The organism is Streptomyces sp. NPDC090022 (genome assembly GCF_044748145.1).
Taxonomy (GTDB): Bacteria; Actinomycetota; Actinomycetes; order Streptomycetales; family Streptomycetaceae; genus Streptomyces.
The window spans coordinates 84,221-111,175 of sequence record NZ_JBIVFN010000023.1; the positions used below are offsets into that span (position 1 = coordinate 84,221).

31 protein-coding genes and 1 pseudogene are annotated in these 26,955 nt (G+C 73.1%); 15 read left to right on the forward strand and 17 right to left on the reverse strand.

Annotated features, from left to right (window positions below; all coding sequences use genetic code 11):
* The 3 genes and pseudogenes from ACIPXB_RS29795 to ACIPXB_RS29805 form a co-directional block, all read left to right on the forward strand.
* Positions 1-337, forward strand: a pseudogene (locus ACIPXB_RS29795) (hypothetical protein); the annotation flags it as partial.
* A 148-nt stretch (positions 338-485) separates the two neighbouring features.
* Complete coding sequence (locus ACIPXB_RS29800) at positions 486-1,361, forward strand: alpha/beta fold hydrolase (RefSeq protein ID WP_401454748.1); 876 nt, start codon at positions 486-488, stop codon at positions 1,359-1,361.
* 96 nt (positions 1,362-1,457) lie between these two features.
* Positions 1,458-1,610 carry a hypothetical protein gene (locus ACIPXB_RS29805; RefSeq protein ID WP_395512017.1) on the forward strand — a complete coding sequence of 51 codons (153 nt, stop codon included), beginning with the start codon at positions 1,458-1,460 and terminating at the stop codon, positions 1,608-1,610.
* 97 nt (positions 1,611-1,707) lie between these two features.
* On the opposite strand, the gene ACIPXB_RS29810 is transcribed toward ACIPXB_RS29805, so the two are convergent.
* The 4 genes from ACIPXB_RS29810 to ACIPXB_RS29825 all read right to left on the reverse strand — a co-directional run bounded on the left by ACIPXB_RS29810 (position 1,708) and on the right by ACIPXB_RS29825 (position 4,874).
* Positions 1,708-2,313: a MarC family protein gene (locus tag ACIPXB_RS29810; protein ID WP_401454750.1), complete on the reverse strand. Its 606-nt coding sequence runs from the start codon at positions 2,311-2,313 to the stop codon at positions 1,708-1,710.
* 142 nt (positions 2,314-2,455) lie between these two features.
* The gene (locus ACIPXB_RS29815; RefSeq protein WP_401454752.1) at positions 2,456-3,337 is read right to left on the reverse strand and encodes a PHP domain-containing protein; all 882 of its coding nucleotides are present in this window, start codon (positions 3,335-3,337) and stop codon (positions 2,456-2,458) included.
* A gap of 223 nt (positions 3,338-3,560) precedes the next feature.
* A complete protein-coding gene (locus tag ACIPXB_RS29820) occupies positions 3,561-4,205 on the reverse strand; it encodes a DUF6758 family protein (protein WP_401454755.1) in 645 nt (214 codons plus the stop codon).
* 84 nt (positions 4,206-4,289) lie between these two features.
* Positions 4,290-4,874, reverse strand: coding sequence for a suppressor of fused domain protein (locus tag ACIPXB_RS29825; RefSeq protein WP_401454757.1), 585 nt, complete (start codon positions 4,872-4,874; stop codon positions 4,290-4,292).
* 329 nt (positions 4,875-5,203) lie between these two features.
* On the opposite strand from ACIPXB_RS29825, the gene ACIPXB_RS29830 reads away from it, so the two are divergent.
* Both ACIPXB_RS29830 and ACIPXB_RS29835 read left to right on the forward strand, forming a co-directional pair.
* Positions 5,204-6,319 (forward strand): magnesium and cobalt transport protein CorA, encoded by a 1,116-nt coding sequence (locus ACIPXB_RS29830; protein ID WP_401454759.1) that lies wholly within the window; start codon positions 5,204-5,206, stop codon positions 6,317-6,319.
* 18 nt (positions 6,320-6,337) lie between these two features.
* Positions 6,338-6,853: a hypothetical protein gene (locus ACIPXB_RS29835; RefSeq protein ID WP_401454760.1), complete on the forward strand. Its 516-nt coding sequence runs from the start codon at positions 6,338-6,340 to the stop codon at positions 6,851-6,853.
* Between the two features lie 112 nt (positions 6,854-6,965).
* On the opposite strand, the gene ACIPXB_RS29840 is transcribed toward ACIPXB_RS29835, so the two are convergent.
* The gene (locus tag ACIPXB_RS29840) at positions 6,966-7,775 is read right to left on the reverse strand and encodes a hypothetical protein (RefSeq protein WP_401454762.1); all 810 of its coding nucleotides are present in this window, start codon (positions 7,773-7,775) and stop codon (positions 6,966-6,968) included.
* A gap of 152 nt (positions 7,776-7,927) precedes the next feature.
* Between ACIPXB_RS29840 and ACIPXB_RS29845 the strand changes: the two genes are divergently transcribed.
* From ACIPXB_RS29845 to ACIPXB_RS29855, 3 genes are all read left to right on the forward strand, one after another.
* The gene (locus ACIPXB_RS29845) at positions 7,928-9,199 is read left to right on the forward strand and encodes a magnesium transporter MgtE N-terminal domain-containing protein (RefSeq protein WP_401454764.1); all 1,272 of its coding nucleotides are present in this window, start codon (positions 7,928-7,930) and stop codon (positions 9,197-9,199) included.
* Between the two features lie 133 nt (positions 9,200-9,332).
* Positions 9,333-9,875 carry a DUF1003 domain-containing protein gene (locus tag ACIPXB_RS29850; protein WP_401454820.1) on the forward strand — a complete coding sequence of 181 codons (543 nt, stop codon included), beginning with the start codon at positions 9,333-9,335 and terminating at the stop codon, positions 9,873-9,875.
* Positions 9,876-9,918: 43 nt separating this feature from the next.
* Entirely contained in the window at positions 9,919-11,079 is a 1,161-nt protein-coding gene (locus tag ACIPXB_RS29855; protein WP_401454765.1) for an Mrp/NBP35 family ATP-binding protein, read from the forward strand.
* Between the two features lie 78 nt (positions 11,080-11,157).
* Here the strand turns inward: ACIPXB_RS29855 and ACIPXB_RS29860 are convergent, their stop codons facing one another.
* The 5 genes from ACIPXB_RS29860 to sigE form a co-directional block, all read right to left on the reverse strand.
* Positions 11,158-11,877, reverse strand: coding sequence for a hypothetical protein (locus ACIPXB_RS29860; RefSeq protein WP_401454768.1), 720 nt, complete (start codon positions 11,875-11,877; stop codon positions 11,158-11,160).
* Positions 11,878-11,924: 47 nt separating this feature from the next.
* Positions 11,925-12,368 carry a sec-independent translocase gene (locus ACIPXB_RS29865; RefSeq protein ID WP_401454769.1) on the reverse strand — a complete coding sequence of 148 codons (444 nt, stop codon included), beginning with the start codon at positions 12,366-12,368 and terminating at the stop codon, positions 11,925-11,927.
* A gap of 94 nt (positions 12,369-12,462) precedes the next feature.
* Positions 12,463-13,833 carry a S1C family serine protease gene (locus ACIPXB_RS29870; RefSeq protein ID WP_401454772.1) on the reverse strand — a complete coding sequence of 457 codons (1,371 nt, stop codon included), beginning with the start codon at positions 13,831-13,833 and terminating at the stop codon, positions 12,463-12,465.
* A 71-nt stretch (positions 13,834-13,904) separates the two neighbouring features.
* Positions 13,905-14,582: a zf-HC2 domain-containing protein gene (locus tag ACIPXB_RS29875; RefSeq protein ID WP_401454774.1), complete on the reverse strand. Its 678-nt coding sequence runs from the start codon at positions 14,580-14,582 to the stop codon at positions 13,905-13,907.
* A complete protein-coding gene (sigE, locus tag ACIPXB_RS29880) occupies positions 14,579-15,355 on the reverse strand; it encodes an RNA polymerase sigma factor SigE (protein WP_401454776.1) in 777 nt (258 codons plus the stop codon). The genes ACIPXB_RS29875 and sigE overlap by 4 nt, the downstream gene beginning before the upstream one ends.
* Before the next feature lie 155 nt (positions 15,356-15,510).
* Between sigE and ACIPXB_RS29885 the strand changes: the two genes are divergently transcribed.
* Positions 15,511-16,173 carry an O-methyltransferase gene (locus ACIPXB_RS29885; protein WP_401454779.1) on the forward strand — a complete coding sequence of 221 codons (663 nt, stop codon included), beginning with the start codon at positions 15,511-15,513 and terminating at the stop codon, positions 16,171-16,173.
* 157 nt (positions 16,174-16,330) lie between these two features.
* Here the strand turns inward: ACIPXB_RS29885 and ACIPXB_RS29890 are convergent, their stop codons facing one another.
* Positions 16,331-16,498 carry a DUF3117 domain-containing protein gene (locus ACIPXB_RS29890; RefSeq protein WP_003966491.1) on the reverse strand — a complete coding sequence of 56 codons (168 nt, stop codon included), beginning with the start codon at positions 16,496-16,498 and terminating at the stop codon, positions 16,331-16,333.
* A gap of 309 nt (positions 16,499-16,807) precedes the next feature.
* Here ACIPXB_RS29890 and ACIPXB_RS29895 point away from each other — a divergent pair, with 309 nt between their 5' ends.
* A complete protein-coding gene (locus ACIPXB_RS29895; RefSeq protein ID WP_401454780.1) occupies positions 16,808-17,611 on the forward strand; it encodes an enoyl-CoA hydratase/isomerase family protein in 804 nt (267 codons plus the stop codon).
* Positions 17,612-17,663: 52 nt separating this feature from the next.
* Here ACIPXB_RS29895 and ACIPXB_RS29900 read toward each other — a convergent pair whose 3' ends face one another.
* Positions 17,664-18,248, reverse strand: a complete 585-nt coding sequence (locus tag ACIPXB_RS29900) for a DNA-3-methyladenine glycosylase I (RefSeq protein WP_401454782.1) — start codon at positions 18,246-18,248, stop codon at positions 17,664-17,666.
* Positions 18,245-18,712: a DivIVA domain-containing protein gene (locus tag ACIPXB_RS29905; protein WP_401454783.1), complete on the reverse strand. Its 468-nt coding sequence runs from the start codon at positions 18,710-18,712 to the stop codon at positions 18,245-18,247. Before ACIPXB_RS29905 ends, ACIPXB_RS29900 begins: the two co-directional genes overlap by 4 nt.
* Positions 18,713-18,808: 96 nt before the next feature.
* On the opposite strand from ACIPXB_RS29905, the gene folP reads away from it, so the two are divergent.
* Entirely contained in the window at positions 18,809-19,669 is an 861-nt protein-coding gene (gene folP / locus ACIPXB_RS29910; RefSeq protein WP_401454785.1) for a dihydropteroate synthase, read from the forward strand.
* Between the two features lie 16 nt (positions 19,670-19,685).
* On the opposite strand, the gene ACIPXB_RS29915 is transcribed toward folP, so the two are convergent.
* The gene (locus ACIPXB_RS29915) at positions 19,686-20,441 is read right to left on the reverse strand and encodes a TIGR00730 family Rossman fold protein (protein WP_401454787.1); all 756 of its coding nucleotides are present in this window, start codon (positions 20,439-20,441) and stop codon (positions 19,686-19,688) included.
* Positions 20,442-20,510: 69 nt separating this feature from the next.
* On the reverse strand, positions 20,511-21,590 hold the full coding sequence (dapE, locus tag ACIPXB_RS29920) for a succinyl-diaminopimelate desuccinylase (protein WP_401454789.1): 1,080 nt from the start codon (positions 21,588-21,590) through the stop codon (positions 20,511-20,513).
* Between the two features lie 86 nt (positions 21,591-21,676).
* Here dapE and ACIPXB_RS29925 point away from each other — a divergent pair, with 86 nt between their 5' ends.
* Positions 21,677-22,627 (forward strand): hypothetical protein, encoded by a 951-nt coding sequence (locus tag ACIPXB_RS29925; RefSeq protein ID WP_401454791.1) that lies wholly within the window; start codon positions 21,677-21,679, stop codon positions 22,625-22,627.
* A gap of 137 nt (positions 22,628-22,764) precedes the next feature.
* A complete protein-coding gene (locus ACIPXB_RS29930) occupies positions 22,765-23,034 on the forward strand; it encodes an ATP-binding protein (RefSeq protein WP_401454793.1) in 270 nt (89 codons plus the stop codon).
* 105 nt (positions 23,035-23,139) lie between these two features.
* Here the strand turns inward: ACIPXB_RS29930 and dapC are convergent, their stop codons facing one another.
* Together dapC and fdxA are read right to left on the reverse strand one after the other, a co-directional pair.
* Positions 23,140-24,234 (reverse strand): succinyldiaminopimelate transaminase, encoded by a 1,095-nt coding sequence (gene dapC / locus ACIPXB_RS29935; RefSeq protein ID WP_401454795.1) that lies wholly within the window; start codon positions 24,232-24,234, stop codon positions 23,140-23,142.
* A 121-nt stretch (positions 24,235-24,355) separates the two neighbouring features.
* The gene (fdxA, locus tag ACIPXB_RS29940; protein ID WP_401454796.1) at positions 24,356-24,682 is read right to left on the reverse strand and encodes a ferredoxin; all 327 of its coding nucleotides are present in this window, start codon (positions 24,680-24,682) and stop codon (positions 24,356-24,358) included.
* Positions 24,683-24,799: 117 nt separating this feature from the next.
* On the opposite strand from fdxA, the gene ACIPXB_RS29945 reads away from it, so the two are divergent.
* Both ACIPXB_RS29945 and ACIPXB_RS29950 read left to right on the forward strand, forming a co-directional pair.
* Positions 24,800-25,795 carry a GNAT family N-acetyltransferase gene (locus ACIPXB_RS29945; RefSeq protein ID WP_401454799.1) on the forward strand — a complete coding sequence of 332 codons (996 nt, stop codon included), beginning with the start codon at positions 24,800-24,802 and terminating at the stop codon, positions 25,793-25,795.
* Complete coding sequence (locus ACIPXB_RS29950; RefSeq protein WP_401454801.1) at positions 25,792-26,577, forward strand: transglutaminase-like domain-containing protein; 786 nt, start codon at positions 25,792-25,794, stop codon at positions 26,575-26,577. The genes ACIPXB_RS29945 and ACIPXB_RS29950 overlap by 4 nt, the downstream gene beginning before the upstream one ends.
* The last annotated feature ends 378 nt before the right edge of the window (positions 26,578-26,955 follow it).

The window sequence follows — 26,955 nt, forward strand, 5'->3', positions numbered from 1 at the left end:
GACCAAGCCCCGCCGCACCCGCACCCGCAAGGCGGCGGACGCGGCCCCGGTCGCCGAGGCCCCGGTCGAGACCGCCCCCGTGGCGGAGGAGACCGCGACCAAGCCCCGCCGCACCCGCACCCGCAAGGCGGCGGACGCGGCCCCGGTCGCCGAGGCCCCGGTCGAGACCGCCCCCGTGGCGGAGGAGACCGTCACCAAGCCCCGCCGCACCCGCACCCGCAAGGTCGCGGAGGCCGCGCCGGTCGCCGAGGCGGCCGCCGCGGAGGCGGAAGCGGCCCCGGCCGCGCCGCGCCGGCGCACCCGGACCCGCAAGGCCGCGGAGTCCCCGGAGGCCTGACAGCCCCTGAAGGGCCCGGCCCCCTCCCCACCGGAGGGCGCCGGGCCCTTCGCCGTTCCCGGGCCCGCCCCCGGGTCCGGGCCGGACGTCCGCGCAGGGCCTCGGGGCCGTGGTTCCCCGGCAGTTACGGGCCGGTAGCCTCGGGGGCATGAGCAAGCCGCCGCGACTGGATCTGCCCGCCCGCGCCCACGCCCACCGCCTCCACACGGCGCGCGGGGTCTTCGCCGTCCACGAGGCCGGCACCCCGGCCCCCGGTGCGCCGAGCGCCGGAACCGCCCTCCTCGTGCCCGGGTTCACCGGCAGCAAGGAGGACTTCGTCGGCCTCCTGGAACCCCTCGCGCAGGCCGGCTACCGCGTGGTCGCGGTCGACGGCCGCGGGCAGTACGAGAGCCCCGGCCCCCGCGACGAGGCCGCCTACACCGTCGAGGAACTGGCCCTGGACCTCCTCGCGCAGGCCTCGGCCGTCGGCGGCCGGGGCCGGGTGCACCTGGTCGGCCACTCCTTCGGCGGGCTGGTCGCGCGCGCCGCCGTACTGCGCGATCCCGCTCCCTTCGCCAGCCTCACCCTGATGAGCAGCGGCCCCGCCGCCATCGCGCCCGACCAGCAGGCCCGCACGAAACTGCTGGTGACCGCGCTGGAGGCGATGCGCGAGGACATGCCCGCCGTCTGGGCGGCCATGCGGGCCCAGGACCCCGAGGACGCGGCCGCCGACTCCCCCGAGCTCGCCGCGTTCCTGTGCGAGCGCTGGCTGGCGACCGTACCCGAACAGCTGATCGCGACCGGGCGGGTGCTGATCGCGGAGCCGGACCGGATCGAGGAGCTGAAGCGGGCCGACCTGCCAAAGATGGTGCTCTCCGGTGCCGTGGACTATGCCTGGCCGGTGCCGCTGCTGGACGATATGGCTCTGCGCCTGGGCGCGCGGCGCCAGGTGATCCCGGGCACCGCGCACTCTCCGAACGCCGAGGACCCGGTGGCGACGGCGCGGGCCCTGACGGACTTCTGGGGCGCCACCGCACAGCAGTAGTTAGCCTGTGAAAAAATTTCCTTAGCGTAGGGAATGTTTGCCCCCTACACTTCGTTGGACCCTGTGCAAGGAGAACACTGACGAAGGGAGAAGCCCGTGCGCTTCGAGATTCTGCGCCTGGACGACGTCGACGGAAACGCCGTGGACAGCACCGTCGTGGACGCGGCCTCCGTCAACCGGATCGTGCAGCAGGCCGCAGCGATCGGCCAGCGCATCCTCATCCGACCGGCCGAGTCCGCGTCCTCCTGACGCCGCACCTGCCGTACGGCATTCCCCGTACACGGCGAAGGCCCCCGCACCCAAGGACCGCGGTCCGGTGCGAGGGCCTTCGCCGTGGCGCGGTGGCTCAGGCGGCCTGGACGACCTGGAGCACGCCGTTGATGATCTGCTGCACCGCGATCGCGGAGAGCATCATGCCCGCCAGCCGCGTCACGAGGACGACGCCGCCGTCCTTGATGACCCGGATGATCACCAGCGAGTAGCGCATGGTCAGCCACAGCACCACGTGCATGGCGACGATCGCCGCCCACACCGAGACCTGGCCGGCGACGCCGTCGGCCTTCTGGACGGCGAGGATGACGGACACGATCGCGCCGGGGCCCGCCAGCAGCGGCATGCCCAGCGGGACGAGGGCGACATTGACGTCCTTGGTCTGCTTGGGCTCGTCCGTCTTGCCGGTCAGCAGGTCGAGCGCGATCAGCAGGAGCAGCAGACCACCGGCGATCATCAGCGCCGGCACGGAGACGTGCAGGTAGTCGAGGATCTGCTGGCCGCAGATGCCGAAGACGGCGATGACGCCGAAGGCGACGCACACGGCCTGCCAGGCCATCCGCCGCTGCACCTTGGCAGCGCGGCCGGAGGTCAGCGCCAGGAAGATCGGCGTGATGCCCGGGGGGTCCATAATCACAAAAAGCGTGAGAAAGAGGGATCCGAAAACGGCGAAGTCGAACACAGGGATGCCTTGCGGGAGAAGTCGTACGAAAACGGCGGCGCGCGGGCGCGCCGGAGAGAGCGTGGAAGTGCGGCGATTTTTTTCCCCCAGCTACCGCCGGGAGGTGCCCCCACCCAGCTACCGCCGGGAGGTGGCGTCCCGGCTACCGCTGGGAGGTGTCCCCCGGGCGTCGTCCGCCCGCGCCCGGCACCGGGAAGGCGCCCGTCGCGCGGCGCGTGATCTCGCCGTAGATCTCGGGGTCGGTCGTGTACTCGCCGAGGCGGCAGGTCTTGCGGCTGCCGTGGTAGTCGCTGGAACCCGTGGTGAGCAGCCCCAGCTCGGCCGCCAGGCCGCGCAGCCGGGCGCGCGTCGGGGCGTCGTGGTCCATGTGGTCGACCTCGATGCCGTCCAGGCCCGCGGCGGCCAGCTCCGCTATCGCGGACTCGGGCACGACCGCGCCGCGCTTGGCGGCGCCGGGGTGTGCGAACACGGCGACCCCGCCGGCCGCCTTGACCAGGCGGACGGCCTCGAACGGGTCCAGCTCGTGCTTCTCGGCGTACGCGCGGCCGCCGTCGGCGAGCCAGTCCGGCGTGAAGGCGTCGGACACGGACGCCACGACGCCCAGTTCGACCAGGGCGGTCGCGATGTGCGGCCGTCCGACCGAGCCGTCCCCGGCGATCCGCGCGACCTGTTCCCAGGTGACCGGGACGCCGAGGGCCTGGAGCTTGCCGATCATCGTGCGCGCCCGGGGCACCCGGTCGTCGCGGACCAGCTCGCGCTCGGCGGCCAGCTCGGGCTCGTCGGGGTCGAAGAGGTACGCCAGCATGTGCAGCCCGACCCCGTCCAGGCGGCAGGACAGCTCGGCGCCGGTGACCAGGGTGAGCCCCTCCGGCACCGCGGCCCTCGCCTCCGCGTAGCCGCCGACCGTGTCGTGGTCGGTCAGCGCGACGACGTCCAGCCCGGCGGCGGCCGCGGCCAGCATCAGCTCGGCGGGGGTGTCCGTACCGTCGGAGGCCGTGGAGTGGGCGTGCAGGTCGATGCGCACAGCTCGGCTCCAGGGGCAGGACGGACGGTGGGGGCACCTCCCGGCGATAGCTGGGGGAGGACACTCCAGGATAACCGCCCCCTGCCGGCCCGGACGCCCCGGGGCGCGGGGCCGGACGGCGGGGGGACAGCGGCCGGGCGAGGGCCGGACAACGGTGGGACGACGGCCGCGCGAGGGGCCGGACGGCGGTGGGACAGCGGCCCGGCGAGGGGTCGGACGGCGGTCAGTCGCCGCCGAGGATGCGCGGGGACAGCGCCCCGCACGGCAGGAGTTCGACCTCCGCGCCCGCGTCCCGCAGATCGGTCAGGACCAGTTCGTCGTACATCAGCAGCCCCGTCTGCTCCGGCCAGACGATGGCCCACAGCCACAGCCCGCGCGCCTCGCCCGCGAAGACGGCACGGTCCTCGGGGGTCCCGGAGACGTGCCACAGCGGGGTCGGGCGGCCGGCCGCGACGACCTTGGCGTGCGGCGGGGCGGCGACGTTCATGAAGGGGCCGGGGTCGGGTCCGTCGATGCCCGCGTACCGGGCGCCGAGCCCCACGCCGAGCTCCTCCGCGACCAGCAGCAGTTCACCGATGCCGCCGAGCGGGCCGGGGCCCGAGCAGGCCACCGCGGTCGCGCGGCCCCCGTTGCGGTCGTCCCCCGCCACCGCGACCCCCGTGAACAGCCACCCGACGGGCAGCGGCCACGGCATCCAGACGGGCACCTGCGCGCGGCGCACCACGACGGTGAGGCCCTCGACGCTGGGCGGGAGTACGGGTTGCAGGGGGTGGACGGCGCCGTGCACCGCGCACTGCCAGGAGTCGGCGAAGAGACCGGGCGCCCTGACCCGGGCACCGCACTTCGGGCAACTCGGTTCGCCCCTCATAGGAAGCCACGCTCCTCCCCGGCCGCCGCCGCGTCAAGGGACGATCACCCGTCCGGATGCGATGCGTACCCCCGGTGGCGGTTATCAGTCCAGCGCGACGGAGGTACGCCGAGGGTCTCGCAGATCGGTGCCGCGCGCGAGCCAGCGCTCCTGGAGCGCCTGTGCCCCGTGGACCCGCTTCCACGCGGCCTCGTTGGCCGTCATCGGCAGCAGCGGGAGGAACCGGACGGGGTCCATCGGCGCGTCCAGCTCCAGGTCCTCCACCAGCCCGCCCGGCTCGGCGACCAGGACGGAGCTGAACGGCGCGCCGGGCCACAGCGGTTCGCCCAGGTCCAGCGAGGCGCCCGGGGCCACGACCAGACCCTCGACCTGCGGCGACGCGGCCAGTACGGCGAGCGCCCGGAGCACCTTGTCGGTGTCGGCAAGGCCCGCCCGTACGGTCAGGACCAGCTCGGCGCGCGGTCCGCGCACCGGGTCGGCGACCACGGCGGTGGGGTCGGTCATGGGGTGGGCGGACATGCCCAGCGTGGCGTAGCGGACCAGGTCGCCCTCGACGTAGCGGAGCACTTCGATGCGGTCCGTACCGAGGAAGGTGACGGCGGCGCGGGCGTCGGGCCGGCCGAGCGCGCTCTGCAGCCGGGCCTCGACGATTGCCAGAAGATCTGCCATGCCGCGAGCATAGTTCTCATATGAAGCGGGTAAAGCCAGGGTTTTGAGCATCTGTCGGCTGATAGTGTTGACCGCTGGTCGGGGACGCGCGCAGAAGCGCTGATTCTGTGCCCCGACGACAGGACATCCCCTACGGGGGACCGGCCGGAGGAGGTGGGGCTGCGGTGGATCGAAGTCGATCGTGCAGTACCGGCTCCTCTCCCACGGGCGCCCCGCGCCCGTCTTGATCTTCTGATCGACACCCGTCCTGTCTCCTTCCGCCTGCCCGCGGTGCGTCGCGGCGGAGGACCTCCCACCCGTGCGGTCCGCAGCCGTACGAAGGAGCTGCCATGTCGATGATCCGTGACCTGCGCGCGGCCGTACGTCCCGTGCTGCGCAAGTCCACCCCCGTCCAGCCCGGCTACGACACCACCCGCGACCCCTCGGCGAGCAGCGCCGTCGTCGACTGCGCCGTCTACCGCGACGGCCGGCGCGCGCAGGGGCCCATCTGTCTGACCCCGCGGGACGCCATGCGCCGCGTCCGCGGTGAGGGCGGCTTCGCCTGGATCGGCCTGCACGAGCCGACCGAGGACGAATTCGCCGGTATCGCCGCCGAGTTCGGGCTGCACCCGCTGGCCGTGGAGGACGCGGTGCACGCGCACCAGCGGCCCAAGCTGGAGCGGTACGACGACACGCTGTTCACCGTCTTCAAGACGATCCACTACGTCGAGCACGACGAACTGACCGCGACCAGCGAGGTCGTGGAGACCGGCGAAGTGATGTGCTTCACCGGCCCGGACTTCGTCATCACCGTCCGGCACGGCGGCCAGGGCTCCCTCAAGGGGCTGCGCCACCGCCTCCAGGGCGACCCCGAACTGCTGGCCAAGGGCCCCTCGGCCGTACTGCACTCGATCGCCGACCACGTGGTGGACGGCTACATCGCGGTGGCCGCGGCCGTGCAGGACGACATCGACGAGGTGGAGAGCTCCGTCTTCGCCGTGCCCGCCAAGGGCAGTCCGCGGGGCACGGACGCGGGCCGGATCTACCAGCTCAAGCGCGAGGTACTGGAGTTCAAGCGGGCCGTCGCGCCGCTGCTGCGGCCCATGGAGCTGCTCAGCGAGCGGCCGATGCGGCTGGTGGACCCCGACATCCAGAAGTACTTCCGGGACGTGGCCGACCACCTCGCGAAGGTGCACGAGCAGGTCGTCGGCTTCGACGAACTGCTGAACTCGATCCTCCAGGCGAACCTGGCGCAGGCGACCGTCGCGCAGAACGAGGACATGCGCAAGATCACCTCGTGGGCGGCCATCATCGCCGTACCGACGATGATCTGCGGTGTGTACGGGATGAACTTCGACCACATGCCCGAGCTCAGGTGGGAGTACGGCTATCCGATGGTCCTGGCGATGATCGCCGGCGCCTGTTTCGCGATCCACCGGACCCTTCGGCGCAACGGCTGGCTGTAGCCGCCTACCCTGTCGGCTATGACTGACAGCACGCTCCAGCCGGCCCTCGTCGAGGAGGCCACCAAGAAGTCGGGCCTGATCTGGGTGCGCGGCAGTGGACCCGACCGGGCGCTGTGGCACGCCTGGGTGGACGGCGCGGCGCACGTGCTGGGCGACGGGCCCGGCGAGCAGCCGTTCCCCGGGCTCGCCGACGGCGGCACCGCCGAGGTGACGGTGCGCAGCAAGGACAAGGGCGGCCGGCTGGTGGCCTGGACGGCGAAGGTGAGCGAACTGGCCCCGCACAGCGAGGCCTGGGAGGCGGCGGCCGCCGAGCTCAAGGGCAAGCGGCTGAACGCGCCCGACTCGGAGACGATGACCGAGCGGTGGGCGCGCGAGTGCCGGCTGCTGCGCCTGGAGCCGGTCACGATCAGCACCGATCTGCCCGGCGGCTCGCTGGCCGCGGCCCCGCTGCCGTCCCCGGCGATCACCCGTCGGCCGGTCCCGGCGGCGCTGCCGAAGCTGCTGCTGAAGCGGAAGAAGGCCGCACGCGGCTGACCCCGCGCCCGGCGGTCGGCCGCCGGGGCCGGACCCCTGCCCGGCGGTCGGCCGCCCGGGGTCGGAGCCCTGCCCGGCGGTCAGCCGCCGGGGTTGGAGCCCTGCCCGGCGGTCAGCCGCCGGGGTTGGAGCCCTGCCCGGCCGTCGCCTTGCCGGTTCCCGCGGACGCCGACGGGCCCGGCTTGGCGTCCTTGCCGTCCTTGGTCGTGGGCAGCTGGCTGCCGTAGTCGACGGTCTGGTCCTGCGCCGGCGGGGCCAGGTCGAAGGGCTTGCCCCACTCCCCCAGTTCCACCCGGCCCGCGCCGCCCGCGCGCTCCATCACCAGCGGGTACGGAGTCCCCTGGAGCGCGACCGACAGCTGGCCGCCCTTGCCCTTGTCTGCGGTCACCTGGATCACCCGGGTGACACCGACCTTGGTGTACTGGCCCTTGGCCAGCTTCCCGTCCAGGCCCAGCAGCCCGTCCAGCAGCACGTCCATGTCGGTGAAGCCACGGAACTGCTTGTACGTCGGGTCGCTCTCGGGCACCTTGACGTACTTGTCGCCGAGCTTGCCGGCGGCCTCCGACTGCCCCCAGAAGGCCGCGTTGGCCTTCAGGTAGAGCTGCTCACCCACCCGCAGCAGCTGGAAGGTGTTCTCCTGCGACTTCACCTCACCGGAGCCGCCGTCCGACTTCAGCCGCATGTCGAGGGTGAAGGACTTGCCGTTGCTGACGAGGGTCCCCGACAGGTGCACCGAGTCAGCGGCGGTGGCGGCCTCCCGTGCCCTGTCCTCGATCTGGTCGGCGGACAGCTTGCCGACCCCGTTCGTGCCTTCGTCGGGGTCCGCCCCGCCGCAGCCCGTGGCGGTGACGGCCAGGCCCGCGCACAGGACGCCCAGGAAGGCGGCCCTGCGCAGCCGTGCGGCGGGAAGGTGGGCGGTCACGGGCAGGTGCCTCTCGTCGTCGGTAGGGCGCGCAGCAGGCAGCGTACCCGCCCGTAGCCCATGCCTCACCAGGGCGGTTTCCTCCGGCGGGGGTAGCCTGAGGGCGGTACGACGCCCGGCACGGCCCGCAGACGCTCAAGGAGGCGCACAGGATGGCAGCAGGCGCCCCGCGGATCTTCGTCTCGCATCTGTCGGGAGTGCCCGTGTTCGACCCGAACGGCGACCAGGTGGGCCGCGTGCGCGATCTGGTGGCCATGCTGCGCGTGGGCGGCCGCCCGCCGCGGCTGCTGGGACTGGTGGTCGAGGTGCTCAGCCGGCGCCGGATCTTCCTGCCGATGACCCGGGTGACGGGCGTGGAGTCCGGACAGGTCATCACCACCGGTGTGGTCAACATGCGGCGCTTCGAGCAGCGTCCCACCGAGCGGCTGGTCCTCGGCGAGCTGCTGGACCGCCGGGTGACCCTGGTCGCCACCGGCGAGGAGGTCACCGTCCTGGACGTGGCCATCCAGCAGCTGCCGGCCCGCCGCGACTGGGAGGTCGACCGGATCTTCGTCCGCAAGGGCAAGGGCGGCGCGCTGCGCCGCCGCGGCGAGACGCTGACCGTGGAGTGGTCGGGCGTCACCGGTTTCTCGCTGGAGGAGCACGGGCAGGGCGCCGAGAGCCTGGTCGCCACCTTCGAGCAGATGCGCCCGGCGGACCTCGCCAACGTCCTGCACCACCTGACGCCCAAGCGGCGCGCCGAGGTCGCCAACGCCCTCGACGACGACCGGCTGGCCGACGTCCTGGAGGAGCTGCCCGAGGACGACCAGATCGAGATCCTCGGCAAGCTGAAGGAGGAGCGCGCCGCCGACGTCCTGGAGGCGATGGACCCCGACGACGCGGCCGACCTGCTGTCGGAGCTGCCCGAGGACGACAAGGAGCGGCTGCTGACGCTGATGCAGCCGGAGGACGCCGCCGACGTGCGCCGCCTGCTGTCGTACGAGGAGAACACCGCCGGCGGTCTGATGACCACCGAGCCGATCGTGCTGCGCCCGGACGCCACGGTCGCGGACGCGCTGGCGCGCGTACGGCAGGCGGACCTGTCCCCGGCGCTGGCCGCCCAGGTGTACGTGTGCCGGCCGCCGGACGAGACGCCGACGGGCAAGTACCTGGGCACGGTGCACTTCCAGCGGCTGCTGCGCGACCCGCCGTTCACGCTGATCAGCTCGGTCGTGGACACGGACCTGCCGCCGCTGCGGCCGGACGCCTCGCTGCCGGACGTGACCAGCTACCTCGCCGCCTACAACATGGTGGCGGTGCCGGTCGTCGACGAGAGCGGTTCGCTGCTGGGCGCGGTGACGGTGGACGACGTACTGGACCACCTGCTGCCCGAGGACTGGCGCGAGACCGACTTCCACGCGCAGGAGGTCCCCGGTGGCCGGTGAGCGGCGGGGCGATTCGGCGCGCGAGCGCCGCCGCGAGGAGGTCCGGGTCCGGCGGGAGCTCGCGCGCGAGCACGCCCGGGAGAAGGACCGCGAGCACGGGCTGACGGGGCGCGAGGAGGAGGCCGCCGAGCGGCTGCGGTCCCGTTCCCTGTCGACCGGGTCGAGCGCGCTGACCCGCTCGCGGGTGCGGCTGGACCAGCCGCGCATGGACCGCCGGCGGCTGCTGCCCGTGTACGACCCGGAGGCCTTCGGGCGGCTGTCGGAGCGGGTGGCCCGCTTCCTCGGCACGGGCCGGTTCATCGTCTGGATGACCCTGGTCATCATCGTGTGGGTGCTGTGGAACATCTTCGCGCCCGGGCACCTGCGCTTCGACGAGTACCCGTTCATCTTCCTGACGCTGATGCTGTCGCTGCAGGCCTCCTACGCCGCCCCGCTGATCCTGCTGGCGCAGAACCGGCAGGACGACCGGGACCGGGTCAACCTGGAGCAGGACCGCAAGCAGAACGAGCGGTCGATCGCGGACACGGAATACCTGACGCGGGAGATCGCGGCGCTGCGGATGGGCCTGGGCGAGGTCGCGACGCGCGACTGGATCCGCTCGGAGTTCCAGGACCTGATCAAGGAGATGGACGAGCGGCGGCTATTCCCGGCCGAACGTGACGAAGGCGACCGCTGAGAGGCTTACCGACGGCCTGCTACCGAGCCGTACCATCGGGTACATGGCTACCGAGACACCCTCCGCCGCCGCGCCCGGGCAGGACGCGATCCTCGACGCGCTGGCGACGGTCAACGACCCCGAGATCCACCGGCCGATCACCGACCTCGGCATGGTCAAATCGGTGGAGATCGGCGACGGCGGCGCGGTGGCCGTCACGGTCTACCTCACGGTCTCGGGCTGCCCGATGCGCGAGACGATCACCAAGAACGTGACCGAGGCGGTCCTCAAGGTCGCCGGCGTCACCACGGTCGAGGTCTCGCTGGACGTCATGAGCGACGAGCAGCGCAAGGACCTGGCGGCCACCCTGCGCGGCGGCACCGCCGAGCGCGAGGTGCCCTTCGCCAAGCCCGGGTCGCTGACCCGCGTCTACGCGGTCGCGTCCGGCAAGGGCGGCGTCGGCAAGTCCTCCGTGACGGTCAACCTGGCCGCGGCGATGGCGGCGGACGGGCTGAAGGTCGGCGTCGTGGACGCGGACATCTACGGCCACAGCGTGCCGCGCATGCTGGGCGTGGACGGCAGGCCCACCCAGGTCGAGAACATGATCATGCCGCCGTCCGCGAACGGTGTGAAGGTCATCTCGATCGGCATGTTCACCCCGGGCAACGCGCCCGTCGTCTGGCGCGGCCCGATGCTGCACCGCGCGCTCCAGCAGTTCCTGGCGGACGTCTTCTGGGGCGATCTGGACGTGCTGCTGCTGGACCTCCCGCCGGGTACGGGCGACATCGCGATCTCGGTGGCGCAGCTGGTCCCGAACGCGGAGATCCTCGTCGTCACCACCCCGCAGCAGGCGGCGGCCGAGGTCGCCGAGCGGGCCGGCTCGATCGCGGTGCAGACCCACCAGAAGATCGTCGGCGTGGTCGAGAACATGTCCGGCCTGCCGTGCCCGCACTGCGACGAGATGGTCGACGTCTTCGGTACGGGCGGCGGTCAGCTGGTCGCCGACGGGCTGACCCGGACGACCGGTGCCACGGTGCCGGTGCTGGGCCAGATCCCGATCGACGTGCGGCTGCGCGAGGGCGGCGACGACGGCCGCCCGGTGGTCCTGGCCCACCCCGACTCCCCCGCGGGCGCGGCCCTGCGCACGATCGCGGGCAAGCTCGGCGGCCGCCAGCGCGGCCTGTCGGGCATGTCGCTGGGCATCACCCCGCGCAACAAGTTCTGACCCGCGGGACGACCGCGCGAAACGGGAAGGGGCGCCACCGCACGGTGGCGCCCCTTCCCGTCGTGACCCAAAGGGCCGCTACTCGTACGCCGCCAGGTCCGTGACCTGGGAGAAGGCCAGACCGTACGCGCTCATGCCGCGCCCGTACGCGCCCAGGTGCACGCCCGAGGAGGTGGAGCCGGCGAGCACCCAGCCGAACTCCGACTCGCGGTAGTGGAACGGCGTCGGCGCCCCGTCGACCGGCAGCGAGAGCGTGGACCAGTCCGCGCCGTCGAGGTCGTCGGCGAGCTCCCAGGCCGCCTCGGTCTGCTGGTCCAGCCAGTTGCTGCGCAGGCTGTGGTCCATCTGGCCCGGCCAGGTGTACGCCAGCAGCCCGGAGCCGGCCAGCCAGGCCGCGGAGGACACCGAGGTGGCCTCCAGGACGCCCGTGCCGTCACCGCTGCGGCGCAGCGGGTTGCTGGCCACGGTGACGACGACGGCGAACCGCTCGCGTTCGGCGGCGCTGGCCTCGCTGCGGACGGTCGGCTCGTCGCCGTGGCCCACCGAGCCGTGCTCGACGGTGCCGTCGGCGGCGATGCCGACCTGCATGAGCCAGCGGGGGCCCGTGAAGGCCTCGTCCAGGCCGTACCAGGGGAAGTCCGCCCGCAGGTAGCCCTCGACCGTCCGGCGGGCCGAGGGGAGCATCAGGGGCTCGGCCGCGGTCCCGGCGTGCTCCGGCGGCGCGCTCTGTTCGTGCGGGGGTACGGCGGGCGCCTCGGCGGGCTGCACCCCCACCCGGCTACTGCTCGTCGTCTCCATCCGAGCAGGATAGCCAGCGGAAGCCCGGACTCCGGGCAGGCGGCGGATCAGGTGGCGTCGGCGTCGAACCGGGCGCGCTGCTCGGTGGCGGGCGCGGCGGGCTTCTTCAGCAGGTCGGGACCGGCGCCGTGGGCGGCGGGCGCGGCATCCGCGCCGGGCGTGGCGTCCGCCTCCTTGCTGTTCACCGCGTCGGTGACGTCGTTGAGCTCCTTGCGCAGGTCGAAGCTGCTGCGGATCTCCTTGAGGTCCTCGTTCTCGGTGAGCTGCTTGCGGATGTACGTCTTCGGATTCAGGTCCTCGAATTCGAAGTCCTTGAACTCCGGTCCGAGCTCCTGGCGGATGTCCTGCTTGGCGCTGTCGGAGAACGCGCGGATCTTCCGGATGAAGCCCGTCACGTCCTGGATGACCTTGGGCAGCTTCTCCGGGCCGAAGATGAGAATGGCGAGCACCACGATGGTGACCAGCTCGAGTGCGCCTATGTCGTTGAACACCTTGCCCGCTCCTCGGCTCTCTTCCACCACGCCCCGACAACGGTACCCGCCCGCGTCCGCAGGCCAATACCTCGCACCCGGTTTCTCCAGCTCGTCATGAGCTGTTCGCCGAGCCCAGGACGAGTTCCAGCGTGTGCTCGGTGCCGTCGCGCCGGATGGTCAGGGTCAGGGAATCGCCCGGACGGTGGGCACGGATCTTGATGATGAGCTCGTCACCACTGTGGATGCGCCGGCCGTCGACCTTGGTGATCACATCGCCGTCCCGCACGCCGGCGCCGGCGGCCGGGCCGCCGGCGGTGCGGCTGCCGACCCGGGCTCCGTCGCCGGTGTAGCGCATGTCGAGGGTGACTCCGATGACGGGGTGGGTGGCCCGGCCCGTACGGATGATCTCCTCGGCGACCCGCTTGCCCTGGTTCACCGGGATGGCGAAGCCGAGACCGATGCTGCCGCCCTGGCGTTCGCTGTCGCTCTTCTCGGCGCCGCGGATGGCGCTGTTGATGCCGATGACGCGGCCCTGCGCGTCGAGCAGCGGGCCGCCGGAGTTGCCGGGGTTGATGGGGGCGTCGGTCTGGAGGGCGTCGACGTAGCTGACCTCGCTGCCGTCGCCCTTGCCGCCGCCCGCGGTGATGGGGCGCCCGGTGGCGCTGATGATGCCGGCGGTGACGGTGTTGGACAGGTCGAAGGGCGCGCCGATGGCCACGACGGGGTCGCCGACCTTGACGTCGTCGGAGTTGCCGAGCGCGAGCGGGTGCAGTCCGCGTACGCCGTCGACCTTGACGACGGCGAGGTCGTAGCCCGTGTCGCGGCCCACGACCTTGGCGGTGACGCTCTCGCCGGTGCTGAAGGTGACCGTTATCTGGCGGGCGTCGGAGACGACGTGGTTGTTGGTGAGGATGTGGCCCTGGCCGTCGAGGACGAACCCAGTCCCGGTGCCGCCCCCGGCACCGCCGCTGACGTGCAGCGTCACCACACCGGGCAGGGCGGAGGCGGCGATCCCGGCCACGCTGTCGGGCGCCCGGCCGGTGGCGCCCGGCGCCGCCTGCGGCAGCTCCAGGCGGGTGCTGCTGCGCCGCTCGGCGAGCACCCCGAGCCAGCCGCCCGTACCCCCGGCGAGCAGGGCGATGACCAGGCCCGCCACGACGGCGCCCCGGACCCCGACGACCCGCTGGGCCCGGACGGTCCCGGGATCGGTGGCGTGCAGCGCCGCCCCGCCCCAGGGGTCGTACCGCACGCCCCAGGCACCCCCGCCCCCGGGGGCCGCCTCCACGACCTGGGCCTCGACGGGCACCTCCGCCGGAGCGGGGCCCGGGGGTCCGGCCGGCGGCCTGGCCGGGTGCGCGGCGGGGTCGGCGGCCGGGGTGTCCTTCGAGGTGGCGTCCCTGGGAGCGGGGATCGGGCGCGAGGGTCGGCTCCACCACTGTGGGGCCGACCGCTCGTGCCCGGTCGGCTGGGTGTCGGACGACATCGGCGATCCCCCTGTGCTCCGTGCGCCCACGGCGCGTCAGCGGGAAATTCAACCAGGTCCCGCCCACACCGTCAGCGCGACAGCGACACCGGCCGGGTCCACGGAGGGACCGAGGACGTCGGAGCCAGCGGACCGGGCGGGGTCGCGCTCGGCGACGCCGCCGTCCCGGCCGGGACCGACCGCCGGTCGCGCACCACCGCGTCGGCCACCGACGGGACCTGACCGCCCACACCCGGCTGCGTGGCCGGGGTGACATTCGCCCCGCCCTCGCCCCGCATGTTCGGCTCGACCGCCTCCAGCGGCAGCGGGCCGCCCAGGGCCAGCGCGGCCAGCGACACCGCGCCCGCCGCGACGAACGCGAACCGCCGCCGCGGCCGCCCGACCTCGTGTATCCGGAAGCCCTGCGGCTGGTGCGGCGCGACCGCCGCCGGCGGCACCGCGTACCCGAACGTGGCGAACGGATCGCCGGAGAGAGGGGAGGACGGACCGCCGTCGCCTCCCGGCGGACCCGGCTGCCCGGGCAATCCCTGCAGGCGCGCCATCAGCCCGGCCGACGGCGCGGGCATCGCGCTCTCCACGAACAACGACTTCACCCGGCGCTGCGCGTCGGCCTCGGCCTTGCACTTGGCGCACGTCGCCAGGTGCGCCAGCACCCGCTCGCGCGCGTCATGGCTCAGCTCCCCGTCCACCAGGGCGGCGAGCCGGTCGCCCAGGTGCTGTTCAGCGGGTGACGGACTGGCTCCGCTCACTCCGTTCCGCCTCCTCCCCCGACCCCTGTGATCCCTCCGACCCCGGCCAGCGCCCGCTGTTCCGCCCGCGCCTCGGGCGACCGGTGCTTGAGCGCCTTGCGCAGGTGCGAGCGGCCGCGGTGGATACGGCTGCGCACGGTGCCCAGCTTCACCCCGAGCGTCGCGGCGATCTCCTCGTAGCTCAGTCCCTCGATGTCGCAGAGCACGACGGCGGCGCGGAACTCCGGCGCGAGCGTGTCCAGCGCCTGCTGGACGTCGGCGTCGAAGTGCGTGTCGTGCAGCACCTGCTGCGGCGACGGCTCGCGCGAGGGCAGCCGCTCGGCGGCGTCGTCCGCGAGCGCGTCGAAGCGGATCCGCTGCTTGCGGCGGACCATGTCCAGGAAGAGGTTGGTGGTGATCCGGTGCAGCCAGCCCTCGAAGGTGCCGGGGGTGTAGGTGGACAGCGACCGGAAGACGCGGACGAAGACCTCCTGGGTGAGGTCCTCGGCGTCGTGCTGGTTGCCCGTCAGGCGGTACGCGAGGCGGTAGACCCGGGCACTGTGCGTGCTGACGATCTCCTCCCACGAGGGAGGGGTCCACGCCTGGGAGCCCGCATCGGATGCAAAGGTCGCGGTGGTTGCGGTGGCGGTGGTGTGGAAGCGGTCAGCAATGTCGGTCACGGATTTCGGCTCACCCGCCGACCTGAAGAGGCGTCGGAGAACGCCTCCACGATCCACAGGCGCAGCCGCACCTCCCCTGTCGGCTCTGGTGGTGTCCAGTGGAGCCCCTACCATAGCCACCCCCTCCGTCAGCTCGAGATAAGCCTTTTTGCAGTAACTTTGCCCGCGGCCGCCGCCAGAGGTGTCGATCTACCCGACGGCGTCCCCTTCATCCCTCACAACGCCCGGTCCCATCTGCGGGTTCCCGACGTCAACGGATACAGTCACCGTTGCGCCAACTATGGGGACAGGAGAGGGTCATTACCGGCAACCGGCAGACGAGCTGGGCGTTCGCCGACGCGTTTGTCGCCGAGGACGACGCTCTGCGGTGGGCCCGCGACCGGGCGAGGGAAGCGGGCCTGCGCTCCGTCTCCCCCGGCACCGGTGCCTCGCTGCGCCTGCTGGCCGCCACCGCGGACGCCAAGGCGGTCGCCGAGATCGGCACCGGCACCGGGGTCTCCGGCATCCACCTCCTGCACGGCATGCGCCCCGACGGCGTCCTGACCACCGTGGACCCCGAGCCCGACCGGCAGGCCTTCGCCCGCCAGGCCTTCCGCGCCGCGGGCTTCGCCGGCAACCGCGCCCGCTTCATCCCCGGCCGCGCCCTGGACGTCCTGCCCCGCCTCGCGGACGGCGGGTACGACCTCGTCTTCTGCGACGGCGACCCGGCCGAGTCCCTCGACTACCTCGCTGAATCGTTGCGCCTGCTACGGCCCGGCGGCCTGGTCTGCTTCGAGGGGGTCTTCGCCGACGGCCGTACGGTCGACTCCGCGGCCCAGCCGGTGGAGGTGCTGCGCGTGCGCGAGCTGCTGCGCACCGTACGCGAGAGCCCGGCGCTCCAGAGCGCGGTGCTGCCGGTGGGCGACGGCCTGCTGTGCGCCGTACGCCGCTGAGCGACCGGCCCCGGACACACCGACACCCCGGCCGGCCCCGGACACACCGGCACCCGGACGGCCCGGACGCACCGATGCCCCGGCCGTCAGGGACGCACCGATGCCCCGGCCGTCAGGGACGGCCGGGGCATCGGCGGAAATCTTCAGCGCCGGCTTGTCAGCCGACGACCTTCTTCAGGGCGTCTCCGAGGGCGTCGGCCTCGTCCGGGGTCAGCTCTACAACGAGCCGACCGCCGCCTTCGAGCGGTACGCGCATGACGATGCCCCGCCCCTCCTTGGTCACCTCGAGCGGGCCGTCGCCCGTCCGCGGCTTCATGGCCGCCATGCTCGTTCCCCTTCCTGAAACCAGCTCATCGTCAGCCGACGGCCCCATTCAGGCGCCTAGTACCCGGCATCGAACACATTGCTTCCCAGCCATTATCCCGCATGTCAGGACCCGATGACCAACATCGCCGGAGAACGCTTGGGCAACGCGCTCGACCAAAACCACTCATTTCGGGGATCCGCCTGCGATACTTCGCCCCCGCGCCCGCCCCGCACCACGCGGATTCTTTGACGTACGTCACATCCCCGGACGCCGGTCCGGTCCGCCATGCTGGGGGCCTTACGCCCGCGACGAAGGGGGACCCCCGCCATGGCAGACAGCGTGCTCTACGACCTGACCGACGGACTCGCCACCATCACGATCAACCGTCCCGACGCGATGAACGCGATGAACACCGAGGCCAAGGTCGCCCTGCGCGACGCGGTCCGGTCCGCGGCCGCGGACCCGGCGGTACGGGCGGTCCTGCTGACCGCGGCCGGCAACCGGGCCTTCTGCGTCGGGCAGGACCTCAAGGAGCACGTCGGCAATCTGGCGGCGGACCGCGAGACCGGCTCCTCGCTGACCATGACCACGGTCTCCGAGCACTACAACCCGATCGTCCGGGCCCTGACCGAGATGCCCAAGCCCGTCGTGGCGGCCGTGAACGGCGTCGCCGCCGGCGCCGGCTTCGGGTTCGCGCTGGCCGCCGACTACCGGATCGTCGCCGAGACCGCCGCCTTCAACACGTCGTTCGCGGGGGTGGCCCTGACCGCCGACTCCGGCGTCTCGTGGACCCTGCCCCGGCTGATCGGCGCCTCCCGCGCCGGCGACCTGCTGCTCTTCCCGCGCAACATCTCCGCGCGGGAGGCGTACGACCTGGGCATCGCCAACCGCCTGGTCCCCGCGGAGGAGCTGCCCGCGGCCGCCGCGGAGCTCGCCCGCACCCTGGCCGCCGGCCCGACCGTCGCCTACGCCGCGATCAAGGCCTCCCTCGCCTACGGCGCGGACCACTCGCTCTCCGAAGCCCTGGAGAAGGAGGACGAGCTGCAGACGGTGGCCGGCGCCTCCGAGGACCACGGGATCGCGGTCGCGGCCTTCCTGGCCAAGGAGACCCCGAAGTACCTGGGCCGCTGACGGCCCGCGACCGCCCCCGCCCTGCGCCCGCTCCCGCCGCGGCCGTCGGCCGTCAGCCGTCGGCGTCGCGGCGGGCGCAGGCGGCCAGGTGGTCGTTGACCAGGCCGCACGCCTGCATCAGCGCGTAGGCGGTGGTCGGCCCGACGAAGCGGATGCCGGCCTTCTTGAGGGCCTTGGCCAGGGCCGTGGACTCCGGGGTCACGGCCGGCACCTGCCCGGTGGCCACCGGCGCCGGAGCCGGCTCGGCGGGCGCGTGCGACCAGATCAGCGCGTCCAGCTCGCCCGGCTCCCAGCCCGCCAGCACCTTGGCGTTGGCGAGGGTGGCCTCGATCTTGGCCCGGTTGCGGATGATGCCGGGGTCGGCGAGCAGCCGGGCGGCGTCCGCGGCGTCGAACTCGGCGACGGCGGCGATCTCGAAGTCCGCGAAGGCGGTACGGAAGCCCGCGCGCCGGCGCAGGATCGTCAGCCAGGACAGCCCGGACTGGAACGCCTCCAGGCACAGCCGCTCGTACAGCGCGTCGTCGCCGTGGACCGGACGGCCCCACTCGGTGTCGTGGTAGGCCACGTAGTCCTCGGTCGCCAGCGCCCACGGGCAGCGCAGCAGCCCGTCGGGCCCGGCCAGCGCCCCGCCGCTCACGGCGCGTCCTTGGTCAGGCGCGGCCCGGACGGGGCGGCGGACCCGGACGGCGCGTCCGGGCCGGCGTCCGGCCCCGCGGCGGGCCCGGCCGGCGGGGCCTGGGGGGCCTGCGGGGTAGGGGTGGCCTGGGGGGCCTGCGGGGTAGGGGTGGCCTGCGGGGCGCACGCGGCCTGCGGGGCCGGCAGGGCGGCCTCCAGCTCGGCGATCCGCTTGTCCCGCTCGGCCAGCTCCGCGCCCAGCCGCATCAGCACGTCGTCCACCTCGGCCATGCGGTAGCCGCGCGGGGCGACCGGCAGCCGCAGGGCGTCGATGTCCTCCCGTACGACGGCACGGGTCTCCGGCAGCGCGTCGGCCACCCGCTCGGGCTCCGCCTCGGGCAGCACCGCCTCGTCACCGCCCCCGATCACGGCGAGGGTCACCGCGGCGACGACCACCACCAGCGCGATCAGCAAGAACCAGAACACGATCAACTCCCCTGCGCGATGACTCCTCACCCCGATCGTGCCATGCCCTCGCGGCGGTTAAGGTCACAGGCGGAACATCGAGGAAGGAATCACGGGATGCTGCGACTGGGCAGGCGCGAGTTCGACACCCACGAGCCGGTGATCATGGCCATCGTGAACCGGACCCCGGACTCCTTCTACGACCAGGGCGCCACCTTCCGTGACGAGCCGGCCCTGGAGCGGGTCGAGCGGGCGGTCGCCGAGGGCGCCGCGATCATCGACGTCGGCGGGGTCAAGGCGGGCCCGGGCGAGCACGTGGACGCCGCCGAGGAGGCCCGCCGTACGGTCGGTTTCGTCGCCGAGGTGCGCCGCCGCCACCCGGACGTGGTGATCAGTGTCGACACCTGGCGGCACGAGGTCGGCGAGGCCGTCTGCGAAGCGGGCGCCGATCTGCTCAACGACGCGTGGGGCGGGGTCGACCCGAAGCTGGCGGAGGTCGCCGCCCGGTACGACGTGGGCCTGGTCTGCACCCACGCGGGCGGGGTCGAGCCGCGCACCCGGCCGCACCGGATCGCGTACGACGACGTGATGGCCGACATCCTGCGCGTGACCGTGGGCCTGGCGGAGCGCGCCGCCGCGCTCGGTGTGCGCCGCGACGCGATCATGATCGACCCGGGCCACGACTTCGGCAAGAACACCCGGCACTCGCTGGAGGCCACGCGCCGGCTGACGGAGATGACGGACACCGGCTGGCCGGTGCTGGTCTCCCTGTCGAACAAGGACTTCGTGGGCGAGACCCTGGACCGGCCGGTCAAGGAGCGGCTGCTGGGCACCCTGGCCACCACGGCCGTCTCGGCCTGGCTCGGCGCCCAGGTCTACCGGGTCCACGAGGTCGCGGAGACCCGGCAGGTCCTCGACATGGTCCGCTCGATCCAGGGCCACCGGCCCCCGGCGGTCGCCCGCCGGGGACTGGCGTGAGGCCGCGGCCCCTGCCCTACTTCGCCACTTCCTTGGTCACGAGCGCGATCGCCTCCTCCACGTCGTCCGTGACGTGGAAGAGCAGCAGGTCGTGCGCGGACGCCTTGCCCTGCGCGACGACCGTGTCGCGCAGCCAGTCCACCAGCCCGCTCCAGTACTCCGTGCCGTAGAGCACGATCGGGAAGCGGGTGATCTTCTGCGTCTGGACCAGGGTCAGCGCCTCGAACAGCTCGTCCAGCGTGCCCAGTCCCCCGGGCAGGACCACGAAGCCCTGGCTGTACTTCACGAACATCGTCTTGCGGACGAAGAAGTACCGGAAGTTCAGACCCAGGTCGACGTGCTGGTTCAGGCCCTGCTCGAAGGGCAGCTCGATGCCGAGGCCCACCGAGATGCCGCCCGCCTCCCGGGCGCCCTTGTTCGCGGCCTCCATCGCGCCGGGTCCGCCGCCCGTGATGACGGCGAATCCGGCGTCGACCAGCGCCTGGCCGATCCGTACGCCCGCGTCGTACTCCGGCGTGCCGGCCGGCGTACGGGCCGAGCCGAACACGCTGATCGCCGGCGGCAGCTCCGCCAGCGTGCCGAAGCCCTCGATGAACTCCGACTGGATGCGCAGCACCCGCCAGGGATCGGTGTGCACCCATTCCGACGGCCCGGCCGAGTCCAGCAGCCGCTGGTCGGTCGTGCTGCCGGCCTGGACCTGGCTCCGCCTGCGCAGTACCGGGCCGAGCTGCTGCTCCTCCGGCTTGCGCCGCGTGCCCTCCGGGTTGCCCATATCGTGCGCTCCCTTCCCTGCTGATCGTTCGGTTCAGGGTAGGCGTACGAAGGTGACGGCAAGCGGAATTCAGGAGGTCAGCCAGGCGCGGAGTCGTTCCTCGCAGTGCAGGATGGCCTTCGTCTCCACGCGTTCGTCCACCTTGTGCGCCAGCAGGGCGTCGCCCGGTCCGTAGTTGACGGCCGGGACGCCGAGCGCGCTGAAGCGGGACACGTCGGTCCAGCCGAACTTGGGCATCGCGCGGCCGCCGACCGCGCGCATGAAGGCCGCGGCGGCGGGGTGGGACAGGCCCGGAAGAGCGCCGCCGGAGTGGTCGTCGACGACGAACTCGGCCACGCCGCAGTCGGCGAAGACCTCGCGGACGTGGGCGAGGGCGTCGGCCTCGCTGCGGTCGGGGGCGTAGCGGAAGTTCACGGTCACCGTGCAGGCGTCCGGGATGACGTTGTTGGCGACGCCGCCCTCGATGCGTACGGCGTTGAGGCCCTCGTGGTACTCCAGGCCGTCGATGACCGGCTTGCGCGGCTCGTACGCGGCGAGCCGGGCGAGGATCGGGCTCGCCGCGTGGATGGCGTTGGAGCCCATCCAGCTGCGCGCGGAGTGCGCGCGCTCGCCGGCCGTCCTCAGGAGCACCCGCAGGGTGCCCTGGCAGCCGCCCTCGACCTCGGCGTTCGAGGGCTCCAGCAGCACCGCGAAGTCGCCGGTCAGCCAATCGGGGTGCGCGGCCGCGACCTTGCCGAGGCCGTTGAGGTCGGCGGCCACCTCCTCCTGGTCGTAGAAGACGAAGGTGAGGTCCCGGTTCGGCTCGGGCACGGTGGCGGCGATCCGCAGCTGCACGGCCACGCCCGACTTCATGTCGGTGGTGCCGCAGCCCCACAGCACGTCGTTCTCGTCGAGCCGCGAGGGCACGTTGTCGGCGATCGGCACGGTGTCCAGGTGCCCGGCCAGGACGACGCGTTCGCCGCGGCCGAGGGAGGTGCGGGCCACGATGTTGTTGCCGTAGCGGTCCACGGTCAGGTGCGGCAGGGCCCGCAGCGCCTGCTCGACGAGGTCGGCGAGGTGCAACTCGTCGCCGCTCACGGACGGGATGTCGACGAGCCGGGCGGTCAGCTCGGCAGCGTCCAGGGTGAGGTCCAGCTCGGAATCGGACATGCCGAGACCCTAACGCCCACTCCCTTGGCCATGGGATGACGGTCCGCCGGGTGGACGTGCCGGTTGGCTCAAGTACGGTGGGCCGCGTGTCCCAACCTGATCAGCGCAAGAACCGCCGTCGCCGCCGCCCGATCCGACTGGTGTCAGCCTTCCTGGTGCTGCTGGGCCTGGCCGGATATTTCGTGGTCCAGTACGAATCGACGGGTGGCGGCGGCCCGCACTGCACGGTCGACGCGGCGGGCACCTCGCACCGGATGAGCCTCGAGCAGGCCCAGCACGCTGCGACGATTTCGGCGGTCGGGGTCGGCAAGGGCATGTCGGACCGGGCGGTCGTGATCGCGATAGCCACGGCGATGCAGGAGTCGGACCTGCGTAATCTCGATCACGGCGACCGCGACTCCCTGGGCCTGTTCCAGCAGCGGCCCTCGATGGGCTGGGGCACTCCGGAGCAGATCATGGACCCGGTGTACTCGGCAGGGATCTTCTATGACCATTTGGCCGAAGTGCGGGGGTTCGAGCAGCTGCCGCTGACGGTGGCGGCGCAGAAGGTGCAGCGCAGCGGATACCCGGACGCGTACGCCAAGCACGAGGCCGAGGCCAGCTTGATGACCGAGGCGTTCACCGGCCGCGCCCCCGCCTCGCTGACGTGCTCCGGGCCCGCCCCGCAGCGCAAGGGCGACCCGGAGGAGGTCCGGCGGGAGCTGGTGCAGGCCTTCGGCGCGGGCGCCGCGCCCCGGATCGGCGCCCCCGGGACCGCCGGGGCCCCCGGCAGCCACGGACAGGCGGTGGGCAGCGGCGGCTCCACCGAGATATCGCTGGCGGTCAACGGGCAGAACAAGCGGCGCGGCTGGGAGCTGGCGCACTGGGCCGTGGCGCACGCGGACGAGCTGGGCATCCAGCGGGTGTCCTACGACAGCAAGGCCTGGCTGGCGGGCCTGAACCGCGGGGCGTGGGTCGACAAGAACCCCGGCAAGGGCGGCGACGACGACCCGCGCAACAGCGGTCCGGCGGACGTACGGATCTTCGTGACCCGCTGAGATCCCCCGGGGTCCCGTCGCGTTCCGGCCCGATGAAACGACGATTTGCCGATCCTTTACCCGGTTGATCCGCAACTCGGGGTGCCCCTCGGCCCGTTGTACACGGCGTACTCGACGGCAACACGCTAGGAGCACCCATGTCCCTCCCCCTGACCCGCCGGATCGCCCGTGCCGCCCTGCTGCTGGCGGCCGGAGCGGCACCCGTGGTCGGTGCGGCCGGAGCGGCGCACGCCGCCACGGGCCTCGACTCCGTGGCCCAGCCGCTGGGCGCGATCGGCGCCGCGGACACCGCCGGTCTGGACGACCCGACCGCGGCCGTCGGCACCCTGACCAAGGCCACGGACAAGCTGCCGGTCGGCACGCCGCTGTCGGGGCTGCCGGTGGAGAACCTCGTGCCGAAGGGCTGAGCAGGTCCGCGGTGACACACGCCCGAGGGCCCGGAGTACGGCGTACTCCGGGCCCTCGGGCGTCCGTATGCGGCGCAGGCGTCCCCGCCCGGCGCGGCCGACCGGTCAGCCCAGGCGCTTGACGGCCGCCTCGACGCGCTCGTCGGTCGCGGTGAACGCGACGCGCACGAAGTTCGCGCCGGCCTCGCCGTAGAAGTCGCCCGGCGCGACCAGGATGCCCAGCTGGGCGAGGTAGCCGACGGTCTCCCAGCACGGCTCGTCCCGGGTCGCCCACAGGTAGAGGCTCGCCTCGCTGTGCTCGATGCGGAAACCGTGCGCCGTCAGGGCCGTGCGCAGCGCCTCGCGGCGGGCGGCGTAGCGCGCCCGCTGCTCCTGCACGTGCGCGGCGTCGCCGAGCGCCACGGCGGCGGCGGCCTGGACGGGCGCCGGGGTCATCATGCCGCCGTGCTTGCGGATCTCCAGGAGCTCGCCGAGGACGGCGGCGTCACCGGCGATGAAGGCGGCGCGGTAGCCGGCCAGGTTGGAACGCTTGGACAGCGAGTGGACGGCCACCAGGCCCTCGTACGAGCCGCCGCAGACGTCGTCGTGCAGCACGGAGACCGGGTCGGCCTCCCAGCCCAGCTCCAGGTAGCACTCGTCGCTGAAGACGAGGATCCCGTGCTCGCGGGCCCAGGCCACGATCCGGATCAGCTCGTCCTTGGGGATGACCTTGCCGGTCGGGTTGGACGGGGAGTTGAGCCAGAGCAGCTTCAGGCCGGCCGGGTCGAGCTCGGTCGGGTCGTCGTAGACGACGGCCTGCGCGCCGCACAGGCGGGCGCCGACCTCGTACGTCGGGTACGCCAGCCGCGGGTAGGCGACCTTGTCGCCGGCGCCGAGGCCCAGCTGGGTCGGCAGCCAGGCCACGAGCTCCTTGGAACCGACGACCGGCAGCACGTTGCGGTGGCCGGCCCCGCTCGCGCCCAGCCGGTCGCGCACCCAGCCGGTGATGGCGTCGCGCAGCGCGGCCGTGCCCCACACCGTCGGGTAGCCCGGGGAGTCGGCGGCTTCGATCAGGGCCCGCTGGATGAGAGCGGGGACCGGGTCCACCGGGGTGCCCACGGACAGGTCGACGATGCCGTCCGCGTGGGCGGAGGCGGTCGCCTTGTAGGGCTCCAGCTTGTCCCAGGGGAAGGCGGGAAGACGAGCGGATACTGCTGCCACGGTGCTCTCTGCTCTCTCTAGTGGGGAACGGGCCGGGTCCCTGGATCGGGAAACGCCTCGGCCCCGTGCGGCGTGATCGCCGGACGGGACCGAGGCGCGGCTGCCGCGGGGGCTAAGACGCTCAGTGGTCTTGGTTCATGGGCGGCAGGGCGGCGATGAAGGCGTGGTCCCGCTCGATCAGGCCGAGCTTGGAGGCACCACCGGGCGAACCGAGCTCGTCGAAGAACTCGACGTTCGCCTTGTAGTAGTCCTTCCACTCCTCCGGGGTGTCGTCCTCGTAGAAGATGGCCTCGACCGGGCAGACCGGCTCACAGGCACCACAGTCGACGCACTCGTCCGGGTGGATGTACAAGGACCGCTGGCCCTCGTAGATGCAGTCGACGGGGCACTCTTCGATGCATGCCTTGTCCTTGACGTCGACACAAGGCTCCGCGATGACGTAGGTCACGCTCTCGTTCCTCCTCGGTAGGGCTTTCCATATCGCGCGGGAGCGCGGCGTCGTCGATGCCCGCACCTAGTATCTCCGTTCCCGGGCACGATCCGAACAGGAGGGGCGGACAGAGCTGTGGAAATCACCGCCGGCGCATTGATGGAGATCCGTATCACCCCTGCTGACGTGGGGAAACGAGTCTCTGTACGACGGGTGGAGGGCCCGTCGGAGGGGTCCCCTATGTTCACGGACACGGTAGGGGTTCTCACATCCTGGACCGATGGTGTGCTGGTGATCACACGAAAGAGCGGTGAGATCGTCCGTATCCCGGAATCTTCGCTGGTCGCGGGCAAGGTCGTGCCGGCCGCGCCGGCCCGGCGGCGGGGCCCGGCGGCGTCCTTCGAGGAGCTCGCGCCGGTCATGGCGCGGGCCTGGCAGCCGCTGGAGAGCGAGCGGCTGGGCGGCTGGACGCTGCGCGCGGCCGCCGGATTCACCCGGCGGGCCAATTCCGTCCTGCCGCTCGGGGATCCCGGCATACCGCTGGACGAAGCACTCGCGCGAGTGACGTCCTGGTACGCGGAACGGGGACTTCCGCCTTACGTGCAGACCGCGACCGGGGCGCTGGGCACCCAGGAGGTGCTCTGCGCGGAACTGACGGAGCGGGGCTGGGAGCGGGAGGTCTCGGCGGACGTACGGATCGCTGCGCTGGCGCCGGTCGCCGACGTGGACGCGGACGTGTCGGACGTGGTGCTGGCGCGGGAGTGCGACGAGGAGTGGCTCGGCCTGTACGGGCGCACCGGCGGCGGCGCGGCGTCGGGGACGGCGGCGCGGGTCCTGGCGGCCGGGCCGTCGGTGTGGTTCGCGTCGGTGCCGGGGCGGGCGATCGGACGGCTGGTGGTCGACGGCCGGTGGGCGGGGTTCGCGGCGGTCGAGGTGGCGCCGGAGGCCCGGCGGCAGGGGCTGGCGACCGCGGTCATGGCGGCGCTGGCGCGCAAGGCCCTGGATGAGCGGGCCTCGGCGGCGTGGCTTCAGGTGGAGGCGGACAACGCGGGGGCGCTGGCGCTGTACGACGGGCTGGGTTTCGCGGTGCACCACGCGTACCACCACTTCCGGGGGCGGGCGGCCGGATGAGTTTCCGCGAGGAGTTCGCCGAGGAGGCCCGCTCGGAACGGCCCGACCTGGCGCTGCTGTGCCTGTACCTGGCGGCCGAGGCGGATCCGGCGCTCGACCAACGGGCCGTCGACGAGGCCCAGATGGAGCTGGACCGGCTGGCGGGAGCGCTGCCGTACGGGCTGCGGGGCGCGCGGGAGTGGGCGGCGGCGGTGACGGAGCTGCTGGGCGGGCGGATGGGCTTCCACGGCACGCCGGCGGACTACGGCCGGCTGTCGTCGTCGCTGCTGCACGAGGTGCTGAGGCGGCGGCGGGGCCTGCCGATCCTGCTGTCGGTGGTGTGGCTGGAGGTGGCCCGGCGGGCCGGCGCCCCGGTGTACGGCCTGGGCCTGCCGGGCCACTTCGTGGTGGGCTTCGGGGACCCGGAGGAACGGATCACGGTGGATCCGTTCGCGGGCGGCGCGTCGCTGGGGGCGGGTCCGGCGGAACTGGCGTCGGAACCGCTGGTTCCGGCGCGGACGCGGGACATCGTGCTGCGGATCCTGAACAACATCCGCGCGTGGGCCGCGACCCGGCCGGAGCAGTCGGGGGTGGCGCTGTGGGCGCTGGACCTGGCGCTGCTGATGCCGTCGCACCCGGCGGCGCTGCGGTACGAGCGGGCGCGGCTGCTGGTGGACCGGGGGGCGTACACGGAAGGGGCGCTGGAGCTGGACGCGTACGCGGCCGTGGTCGACGCCATCGACGTGGACGCGGCGGCGGACATCCGGGCCCAGGCCCAGGCGGCCCGCGCCCTACGCAACTGACGCCGCCCGTCTCCGGCCCGGCCCCCCGCGCCTCAAACGCCGGCGAGGCTGGGCGGGGTGCCCGGCGGCGCCGGAAGGGGTGCCCGGTGGGCAGGTCTCGGGGGCTCCGCCCCCGTACCCCCGCGCCTCAAACGCCGGCGAGGCTGGCTGGGGTGCCCGGCGGCGCTGGAAGGGTGCCCAGTGGGCAGGTTTCGGGGGCTCCGCCCCCGGACCCCCGCGCCTCAAACGCCGGCGAGGCTGGCTGGGGTGCCCGGCGGGGCCGGAAGGGTGGCGCTGCGCGGCCGGGTTGCCGCGCAGCGGCAATTCCAGCCCGCGCGGCGTTTGAGCGCACGGGCGCGAAGCGCACGTACGGGGCCCGGGGCGGAGCCCCGCCCACCC